Annotated in this window: 9 protein-coding genes, 1 tRNA gene and 1 rRNA gene; all 11 read right to left on the reverse strand. The window is 44.1% G+C overall.

Annotation, left to right across the window (positions count from 1 at the left end):
* Positions 1–94: 94 nt before the first annotated feature.
* Positions 95–1189, reverse strand: a complete 1095-nt coding sequence (locus tag M3636_RS28610; RefSeq protein WP_128099793.1) for a hypothetical protein — start codon at positions 1187–1189, stop codon at positions 95–97.
* Between the two features lie 272 nt (positions 1190–1461).
* Positions 1462–1611 carry a small acid-soluble spore protein P gene (locus M3636_RS28615; protein WP_128099792.1) on the reverse strand — a complete coding sequence of 50 codons (150 nt, stop codon included), beginning with the start codon at positions 1609–1611 and terminating at the stop codon, positions 1462–1464.
* A 24-nt stretch (positions 1612–1635) separates the two neighbouring features.
* On the reverse strand, positions 1636–1812 hold the full coding sequence (locus M3636_RS28620; protein ID WP_164848572.1) for a hypothetical protein: 177 nt from the start codon (positions 1810–1812) through the stop codon (positions 1636–1638).
* A gap of 26 nt (positions 1813–1838) precedes the next feature.
* Positions 1839–2180, reverse strand: coding sequence for a hypothetical protein (locus M3636_RS28625; RefSeq protein WP_128099791.1), 342 nt, complete (start codon positions 2178–2180; stop codon positions 1839–1841).
* A gap of 178 nt (positions 2181–2358) precedes the next feature.
* Positions 2359–2447 (reverse strand) — tRNA-Ser (locus M3636_RS28630).
* A 325-nt stretch (positions 2448–2772) separates the two neighbouring features.
* Positions 2773–4056 (reverse strand): serine--tRNA ligase, encoded by a 1284-nt coding sequence (gene serS, locus M3636_RS28635; RefSeq protein WP_145410966.1) that lies wholly within the window; start codon positions 4054–4056, stop codon positions 2773–2775.
* Between the two features lie 259 nt (positions 4057–4315).
* Positions 4316–4906, reverse strand: coding sequence for a pyridoxal 5'-phosphate synthase glutaminase subunit PdxT (pdxT, locus tag M3636_RS28640; protein ID WP_128099789.1), 591 nt, complete (start codon positions 4904–4906; stop codon positions 4316–4318).
* Positions 4907–4923: 17 nt separating this feature from the next.
* Positions 4924–5805, reverse strand: a complete 882-nt coding sequence (pdxS, locus tag M3636_RS28645; RefSeq protein ID WP_056698065.1) for a pyridoxal 5'-phosphate synthase lyase subunit PdxS — start codon at positions 5803–5805, stop codon at positions 4924–4926.
* A gap of 219 nt (positions 5806–6024) precedes the next feature.
* Positions 6025–7377: a D-alanyl-D-alanine carboxypeptidase family protein gene (locus M3636_RS28650; protein WP_174715322.1), complete on the reverse strand. Its 1353-nt coding sequence runs from the start codon at positions 7375–7377 to the stop codon at positions 6025–6027.
* A 455-nt stretch (positions 7378–7832) separates the two neighbouring features.
* Positions 7833–9290: an IMP dehydrogenase gene (guaB, locus tag M3636_RS28655; protein ID WP_128099787.1), complete on the reverse strand. Its 1458-nt coding sequence runs from the start codon at positions 9288–9290 to the stop codon at positions 7833–7835.
* A 347-nt stretch (positions 9291–9637) separates the two neighbouring features.
* Positions 9638–9723: ribosomal RNA gene (rrf, locus tag M3636_RS28660) — 5S ribosomal RNA — on the reverse strand; the annotation flags it as partial.

Below are 9723 nucleotides of genomic sequence, written 5' to 3' on the forward strand. Positions count from 1 at the left end.
CATTCATTTCACGCAAAAAAAACCGCCCATGTTCAAAGCGGAGAATGTTCCTCCGTTTGAATATAGACGGTCTTGTGGTGGGGTTACGTTGGTATTAGTAACCGTAGGAAGAATTCATCAGTTCTTCGAGCTCTTGCATTGTAATCACGTTATCACCAGTTGGAATGTTAATTTTAAACTCTGGTTTTTCGTTGATTTTAGTGTATGTGTTCGAACCTGTGAAGGCCAATTTAACTTCATCCTTCGTATCTGGTTGTTTGATCAACAGATCAGCATCCAATTTCTGATAAACCGGGAAGTCCTGTTTATCCAGGGCAAAGTCAATGTTGAATTTATTGATTGTCAGCGTTTCTTTCAATTTATCCAGATCTTTGGACATTTCAGCTTGATCAGCCTCAGTGATCTTCAGATCTTCCTTCGCTCTATCAATATCCTCTTGGCTCAATTGCAGCATTTCGCGATATTCTTCTTTGGACACGATATCCATTACTTTAGGCAATGCTTTCGTTACCAATACCGTAACTGCTTCTTTTACATTGTCATTCGTAACGGAGAATTGCACAACTTGTTTAGCATCTACTTCTTCAGGAAGTGCTGCATCTTTTACAGCAATGTTTTTGAAGAATTTTTCTTGATCATACTCACCCAATACCGCATCCATCACTTCGTTGCTGAGCTTCTGTGTTTTTGCAGCATCCATAGCTTGCGGATTGAACTCTGTTCCTTCTTGTTCAGCCAGTTCCTTCAAGTCGATCTCAACAAACTTGTTAACGATCGTTTCTGGAATAGGGAAGAATGGAACATTTGGCACCTTAACATAGAGCTTCTCTGCTGTCATAACCATTGGGATATTGAACGTCATGCCCATATCACCTTTGAGCTCAATGCCAAGCGTCATTTCTGTTTGCATAGGCTCACTTTGGTAAACGCCTGTCACGTTCAACTGAGCGTCTTTCAACATGCTCATAAACTGAGTCATGGTAGGATCACCTTGTGACTCCGTTCCAGGTTTATAGCTCAGATCATTAATTGTAAAGTTGGAACTCATTTCATACGAAGTTAGTTTAGAAGCGTTGGACGCAGCCGTCTTCAATGCCTCTTTTGGTTCTTGCTTCGTACCGCATGCTGTTAAGGCCATAGACACAGTCAACAACATTGTAAGCAGAAGCGCCCCCATGCGTTTCTTCATTTGTTTCTCTCCTCTCGTGATAACCCCTAAAAAAAATAATTCAACATTAATGATATACCATTTATTCTGAAACGGAAACACGATTTGGGAAATTTGTGATCTTTCTTCTGCAAATTGGCTACAAAGACCTATGTCAGATTTCAATGGTAACGGTTTACAAAGGCTAGATATGTACGAATACGCAAAAAAATCCGGCTTTTACCCACCGGACTTTTTTGGTGTTGTCTATTGATTGTATTGAAGAGTACAGGTCTATTACGCCTGTAGCATGTTTAACCCTCTGGGTTCAGGTGATCGACATGATTTTGGTTTTTTACTTTTTTGGAACCCGATAATGGCTCTTGCATGGAAGACCCCTTAGAAGGTTGCCTATGCTGCTTAGGTTGTGCCTCCGGTACAGGGACAGCTTTAGGTTTGCTCATGGTGTTCTGTTCCCCCTTTTAAAATTAGGAATGAGATGGATTCATGTCTTCCGTTTTATCATGATTCAGTGAATCTTGATGTCGACGATCATTCACATCCTGCTGAATCTGCTGGGCATGGTGGCTGTTGACAGCCGTTTGCTCAAGGTCTTCAGCTACATTTTGTAGATTTTTGTCCACTCCCGCTTTGGCTTTGCTCACTCGAATCACTCCTTCCCCGTTTAGGGTTATGGTCTGGTTCTAGATTGTAACGATTGGGCACATTCATGAATATGCCGCGTGTAATCGTGAGCAAGCTCCTGAATCGGCTCGGTTCGCTCATCCGTTGACTGTCCATCCCGTTCCACATCGACTAACTGTACATTGACCTCCCGAGAATCCACATAAGCGCATTTGAAGTCAAAGGAGTACATCTGATGTCCAGCAGTCGCAATGTGAATACGAATGGCCTGTTGATCGGCCTCGTCTGCCATCACTTGTGCTTGATCGCCTACATTCAGGACTTCGGGTAAACGCTCTTGCCATGCTCCTACAAGCTCTGACTGATTAATGTTTAACTCGCGGTTCATCTTACCACCTCCACTTCTATAAAGTGCGGCGATGAAGATGTTTTTATGCATCTCGCCCCTGCTTGGTTTCGCACCAGTTATGCTACACTTATCGCTAAACGGTTGGCATTGCCAGTTTCCTTATATAAAATCAAAAAAGGACTTGAGCATCAGCTCAAGTCCTTGTTATTAACGTATATGGCGGAGAGGGTGGGATTCGAACCCACGTGGAGTTGCCCCCTAACGGTTTTCAAGACCGCCCCGTTATGACCGCTTCGGTACCTCTCCAGGGAAAAACATTTTATAAACTTGCCACGAGAAATATCATACCATAAACATGTGCATTATAGCAAGCTTTTTAAACAATATTTTTAAAATTTTATTTAAATTCATTATATGATCTTTTGCCTGCTTTAATTAAAGCACGATACAGATCGAAACTAGTCCTTCTATTTTGGTCTATTTGAGCCCCAAGTATCCAACTTACAGTAAGTTATAAAAGGGTTGGCTCTGGTTCAATTAAAAATAGAACCCGCCATCCTAGATGACGGGTCTATTTTCATTCGTGATTTAGATCTGATCTCACGCTTTAGAATATATTACAGGCAATGTACTATGCGCGACGTGCAATGACACTGATTCCACCCATATAAGGACGAAGAACCTCTGGAATTACGACCGTGCCATCTTCCTGTTGATAGTTCTCCAGGATCGCAGCTACTGTACGTCCAACCGCAAGCCCTGAACCGTTCAATGTGTGTACAAACTCCGGCTTCGCTTTTGGTTCTCTACGGAAACGAATATTGGCCCGACGTGCTTGGAAATCCTCACAGTTAGAGCATGAAGAGATTTCACGATATGTGTCACTTTCCGGCAACCATACTTCAATATCATAGGTTTTCGCTGACGTGAAGCCCATATCAGCTGTGCACAATGTCAGAACACGGTAAGGCAGTTCCAACAATTGCAATACACGTTCTGCGTTCTGAGTCATTTTCTCCAATTCTTCATAAGAAGTCTCTGGAGAAGAGAGTTTCAACAATTCTACTTTATTGAACTGATGCTGACGAATCAGACCACGCGTATCGCGTCCAGCCGAACCTGCTTCTGAACGGAAACATGAGCTGTATGCAACAAAGTGTTTAGGAAGCTGATCCAGGTTCAGAATCTCTTCGCGATGATAGTTCGTTACCGGAACTTCAGCCGTTGGAATCAGGTAATACTCTGTATCTTTCAGCTTGAACAAGTCTTCTTCAAACTTAGGCAGTTGTCCTGTACCAAATAGACTATCGCGGTTTACGATATAAGGAGGCAGGATCTCTTCATATCCATGCTGATCACTGTGCAGATCCATCATGAAGTTAATCAGAGCTCGCTCCAGACGAGCACCAAGTCCTTTGTAAAACGTAAAACGGGAACCTGTTACCTTAGCGGCTGCTTCAAAATCAAGGATATCGAGATCCTGAGCAATTTCCCAGTGGGCTTTTGGTGTGAAAGAAAATGATTTGGGTTCTGCGTAACGACGAATCTCCACATTGTCTTCTTCAGATGCCCCAACGGGCACACTCTCATTCGGAATGTTAGGAATCGCCATCGTCAGCTCATTAATCTTCGCTTCCAATTCACGAACCTCTTCATCCATAGCTTTGATTCGATCGGAAACCTCACGCATCTCGACGATCAGGTCGTCTGCGTTCTCCCGGTTTTTCTTCAGGCGAGCTACTTCTCCTGATACTGTGTTTCGGCGACCTTTTAACGTTTCATTCTCTTGCAGCAGTTCTCTGCGTTTGGTATCCATTTCGGTGAATCCAGCAATGAGATCCAGTGATTTGCCGCGATTCGTTAGTGCTTCTTCTACACGTGCGTACTCATTCCGCAATATCTTCACATCAAGCATCGATTACCCCTCCTAATAGCCCCACAAATGTAGATTCTGATATGTAGATCAGTAGTTCTTTGTGAGCCTGTATCTTTCACCATTCGTTAACACTAAAAACAACCCATGAACCTCGGAAGATGCCCTATGCTGCGATTCCCGCTTTGGAAGCAGATACGGGCAACATCAGGCATCCGATTAGATGCAACCCCTACATCCACTCTGTAGAGTGATTATAGGAGCGATCCGTTTCCGGGCAATCATAGGTTGTTCATCGTTACTATAGATTCTGCACAGACGCTTTATATGACCGCGCCATGTCTACGAAGTAAGCATGCAAGCGATAGTCGTCCGTTAATTCAGGATGATAGGAACAAGCCAGCAAATGCCCCTGACGTGCTGTTACAATTTCATCCTTGTATGTGGAAAGAACTTCAACCTGTTCTCCTACGCTTTCAATCAGAGGAGCCCGAATGAATACAGCTCTCACCGTTTCCTCAATACCCTTGACTGGCAAATCCGTCTCAAAGCTCTCTCTCTGCCGTCCAAAAGCATTACGGGATACGGTCATATCCATCAGTTCCAAATGCGCTTCTTCCTGACCTACAATATGCTTGGCCATTACAATCAACCCCGCGCATGTACCAAACACCGGTTTCCCTGCTGCTGCAAATTCACGAATAGCTTCCATAAAGCCATATTTGCGCATCAGTTTACCAATTGTCGTGCTCTCACCGCCAGGGAGGATCAGCCCATCCAACTCATCCAGCTGCTCGATGTGTTTGATGGCCACTCCCTCTGCCCCAGCTTGCTCAACACTACGAATATGCTCCGTTACTGCGCCCTGAAGTGCTAAAACGCCGATCTTCATCTGCAATTCCCCTTCTCTTACCAGCCGCGATCCTGCATACGCTCAGAAGGCGAAAGCTTGGAAATCTCGATACCTTTCATTGGTGCTCCGAGGTTTTTGGAAACTTCAGCAATCAGTTTGTAATCCGTGTAGTGCGTTGTTGCTTCTACGATGGCACGAGCGAATTTCTCAGGGCTGTCGGATTTGAAAATCCCTGAACCTACGAATACGCCATCAGCTCCCAGATGCATCATAAGTGCTGCATCCGCAGGAGTAGCTACACCACCCGCTGCAAAGTTAACCACCGGCAGCTTACCGTTCTCATGTACATCGAGCAACAGCTCATAGGCAACACCCAGATTCTTCGCTTCAGCATACAACTCATCCTTGGACATGTTCGTAACTTTGCGAATCTGGCTGTTAATGAAACGCATATGACGAACAGCTTCAACGATATTTCCTGTTCCCGGTTCACCTTTCGTACGAATCATGGAAGCTCCTTCACCAATACGGCGCAATGCTTCCCCAAGGTCTTTAGCCCCACATACAAAAGGTACTGTGAACTCATGCTTATCGATATGGAATACTTCATCCGCTGGAGTCAACACTTCACTCTCATCCAGATAGTCTACCCCGAGTGATTCTAGAACTTTGGCTTCAACATAGTGTCCAATCCGAGCTTTTGCCATGACTGGAATAGTCACAACCTTCATAACTTCTTCAACAATAGTTGGATCCGCCATACGAGCCACTCCACCAGCCGCACGAATATCAGAAGGAACACGTTCTAAAGCCATAACCGCCGTAGCACCTGCTGCTTCAGCGATTTTAGCTTGCTCTGCATTCATAACGTCCATGATGACGCCACCTTTTTGCATTTCAGCCATACCTCTTTTAACGCGCGATGTTCCTGTTTCCATATTCCAAGCCCCCCGTAATGTATGTGCTGCTCTTACCCCAATAGTGAATGTGAATTCACCATACCAGGGCAGAAGAACATTTAGACTTTTTTACTGATTCATACGTAGAATTCTAACTTGATATTTTACCGGAAAAATTGTAAATATACAATGCATCCAGTCGGAATTACTTGCAATTTGTCACGGTAAAAAAAACACGAACTTGATTTCAGGAAAAAACTAGAACAAGTTTTTGATCCCATCGAACAGATCAACGAAGAAGTCCTTCACAGCACGGAAGAATAGACGGAACCAGCCGCCCTTCTCTGCTTCTTCTGCGGTAATTAGATTCACTGTTTTCTCCTGCGGCTCAATACCATCCGCTTTGTAGCTATAAGTTACCGTTCCAACTTTAGTTCCTGCTTTAATTGGAGCAACTAACTTGTCTGCTTCAGTAATGTTCGCTTTAAACGTTACTTTCAGATCTTGCGTTCCTTTCGGAACAACAAAACTTACAGCATTATCTGTAACAACAGGTACCGTTGTTTCTGCACCTTTTTTCAGAGGAACAGATTCCCAACCGGTCACTTTTGTTTTAGCAGCAACAGCCTGTTTGACTTCGAAGTTGTTAAACCCGAAATCCAGTACCTTCTTTGTTTCTTTGAAACGTGCGGATTCCGATGTTGTACCCATGACTACACTGATCAGGCGCATACCATCACGCTCAGCTGTACCAGTAAAGTTGTTTCCTGCGTTTGTGGTGTGGCCTGTTTTCATTCCATCCAGACCTTCATAGGCATAGCTTTTGAAGTTGGTTATATTTTTATTCTCTTCCAACATCCAGTTATAGTTGATAATTGGTGCTTTATCATTTGGACGGAATTTATAGGATTGAATAGTTGTGAAGTCTTTGTAATCCGGGTGATCCAAAATAATATATCTGCAGAGAATCGCTGCATCAATTGCTGACATCATCGTTTCTTTATCTTCAGCAGGACGGAATTTTGCAGGCATATCAGCGCGATCAAGTCCTGTGGAGTTAATGAAATAAGTATCCTTCATTCCCATACGTTTTGCTTCATCATTCATCATTTTAACAAATGCTTCTTCAGAGCCGGCAACACGTTCAGCCAAAGCAACGGTAGCATCATTGGCCGATCCAACCGCCATCGCGATATAGAGCTCTTTGACCGTATGCTGATCCCCTTCTGCTAGGAAGATTCGCGAGCCAATGCTTTTCGCTGCATTCTCTTTAACGGTAACAACGTCATCCCAACTGAGTCTGCCTTGCTTCACTTCTTCAGCAACAATGTACTCTGTCATCATCTTCGTCATACTGGCAGGTGGCTTTGCTTCGTCTGCATTAACAGAAAGAAGGATCTGACCTGTGGATGCTTCCATCAGTACAGCATTCTTAACTTCAAGCCCTAAGTCATCGACGCCTGGAATTTTAACTGTTTTTTCAGTTTTTGTCGTCGTTGCTGCTGCCGTAAGGACTTGTCCTGAGCCGTTCGCAGCAGCCATGACAGGCATTACCGCAGACAGGCATAACATATTAATCAGCATCACCGAGGCAACGCTTTTTTTAAGCATTTGGCGTTTCTTTTTGTTTGTTGTTTTGACTTTCAAGATGAATACTCCCTTCAAATCCGAAGCGTTCCGTTCTATGCTTCAGTGCAGCTTGAGCCGCGATATTTTCTTAGTCCCCGTCCTGTGTTAAATCCGTGTGTAACGTTGTACTATTGCGCTATATCGAATGAGCATATACTCGCCCCTGAATTTCAATATTGACTGTCATTTCATCAGCATGAACTCTCATGTTTATGTAGATGGACGTCCGCGCTTCTATATAGCGGGTCAATCTATGCATGCTTATCTATCTGATCAGATACCATTTCCATAGATTCACGTCAAAAAATCGCCGCAACGCCCTAATCCATTAAAGAATCGTCACCGCTTGTTCTATTCTATCACAGGGGTATCCGCAAAAAAAGACAGACCCGGCGAAAATCGCCAAGCCTGTCTTGGAAATAATTACTCTCTTCCGATTACAACGAGTAGTTCGGTGCCTCTTTTGTAATCTGTACATCATGTGGATGACTCTCCCGCAGACCTGCACCAGTAATCCGGATGAAATGTGTATCATTACGAAGCTGATCCAGACTGCTTGTTCCACAGTAACCCATACCAGAACGCAAACCACCGATTAGTTGATGAATCGTATCAGACAAAGGACCTTTGTAAGCTACACGACCCTCAATTCCTTCTGGAACAAGTTTCTTATCATCATCTTGGAAGTAACGATCCTTACTTCCTTGTTTCATCGCACTCATTGAACCCATACCACGGTATACTTTGAAGCGACGTCCTTGATAGATCTCGGATTCGCCTGGGCTCTCTTCTGTACCTGCAAACAAGCTTCCCAGCATAACCGCATGAGCACCTGCTGCAAGTGCCTTCGTGATTTCGCCAGAGTACTTAATACCACCATCAGCGATAATCGGAATACCGTACTCACGTGCTACAGTTGCACAGTCATATACAGCTGTTACCTGAGGAACACCGATACCTGCAATAACACGAGTTGTACAGATAGAACCAGGTCCGATACCTACTTTTACTACCGAAGCCCCTGCTTCAATCAGATCACGTGTTGCTTCACCCGTTGCTACGTTACCTGCTACAATCGTAAGGTTCGGGAAACGCTCGCGTAATTGACGAACTGCATCAATGATGTTGATGTGATGACCGTGAGCGGAGTCTACAGTGATTAAATCAACACCAGCTTGTACAAGTGCATCAGCGCGTTCAAAGGTGTCTTTAGAGATACCAATTGCCGCACCCACCAAAAGACGACCTTGCGCATCTTTGGCTGCATTCGGGAATTGAATCGCTTTTTCAATATCTTTAATTGTAATGAGACCCTTCAAAGTGTTGGACTCATCTACCAATGGAAGTTTCTCGATTTTATGCTTCTGCAGAATACCTTCTGCTTCTTGCAGCGTAGTGCCTACAGGAGCAGTTACCAGGTTCTCACGAGTCATTACTTCGCTGATTTTGATGCCGTAATCGTGGATGAAACGCAAATCACGGTTAGTTAGAATACCGACCAACTTCTGCTCACCCTCAACGATAGGTACACCGGAGATACGGTACTTCGCCATAACGGCTTCTGCATCAGATACCAGGTGTTCCGCTGTCAATGAGAATGGGTTCGTAATTACGCCGCTTTCCGAGCGTTTAACACGATCCACTTCTTCCGCTTGTTGCTCAACAGACATATTTTTATGAATAATCCCGATGCCGCCTTCACGAGCAATAGCAATTGCCAATGTTGCTTCTGTAACGGTATCCATACCCGCACTAATCAATGGAATATTCAGTTTTACACTATCGCTCAAACGTACAGATACATCTACTTCTTTAGGTAGTGTCTCGGATTTCCGTGGCACCAGCAATACATCGTCGAAGGTCAAGCCTTCCTTACCAAATTTATCTTCCCACACGCGGGTGTTCCTCCTTATGTTTGCTCAGCTTTACGGTCCAAAACCCGAAGATCCTAGGCTGTATTTTACGCCGAAAATGCGTTTTCTGAAAAATTTATTATTGCCATCTTAGCAAAGCGATATTTAGCCTGTCAAGGGAAAGTGAATGGTTATATCAGGTGTACTTCCTGTTGCATACAAGTGTATTTCTTGTGTGGACAAAGTATAGGTATTACAAAAACACCATTCATTCTTAAATGGCGATATCACAGGGGAATATAGGCGTTATCTGAGGTTATAATCCGTACTTAATAATGGTTTATAAACAAATAAAAACCACCACCGAATAACATCGGCAGTGGTTCTTTGCTTGGCGGCGTCCTACTCTCCCAGGACCCTGCGGTCCAAGTACCATCGGCGCTAGAGGGCTTAACGGTCGTGTTCGGGATGGGTA

Origin of the sequence: Paenibacillus sp. MER 99-2 (assembly GCF_023714095.1) — a bacterium.
Classification (GTDB): Bacteria; Bacillota; Bacilli; order Paenibacillales; family Paenibacillaceae; genus Paenibacillus.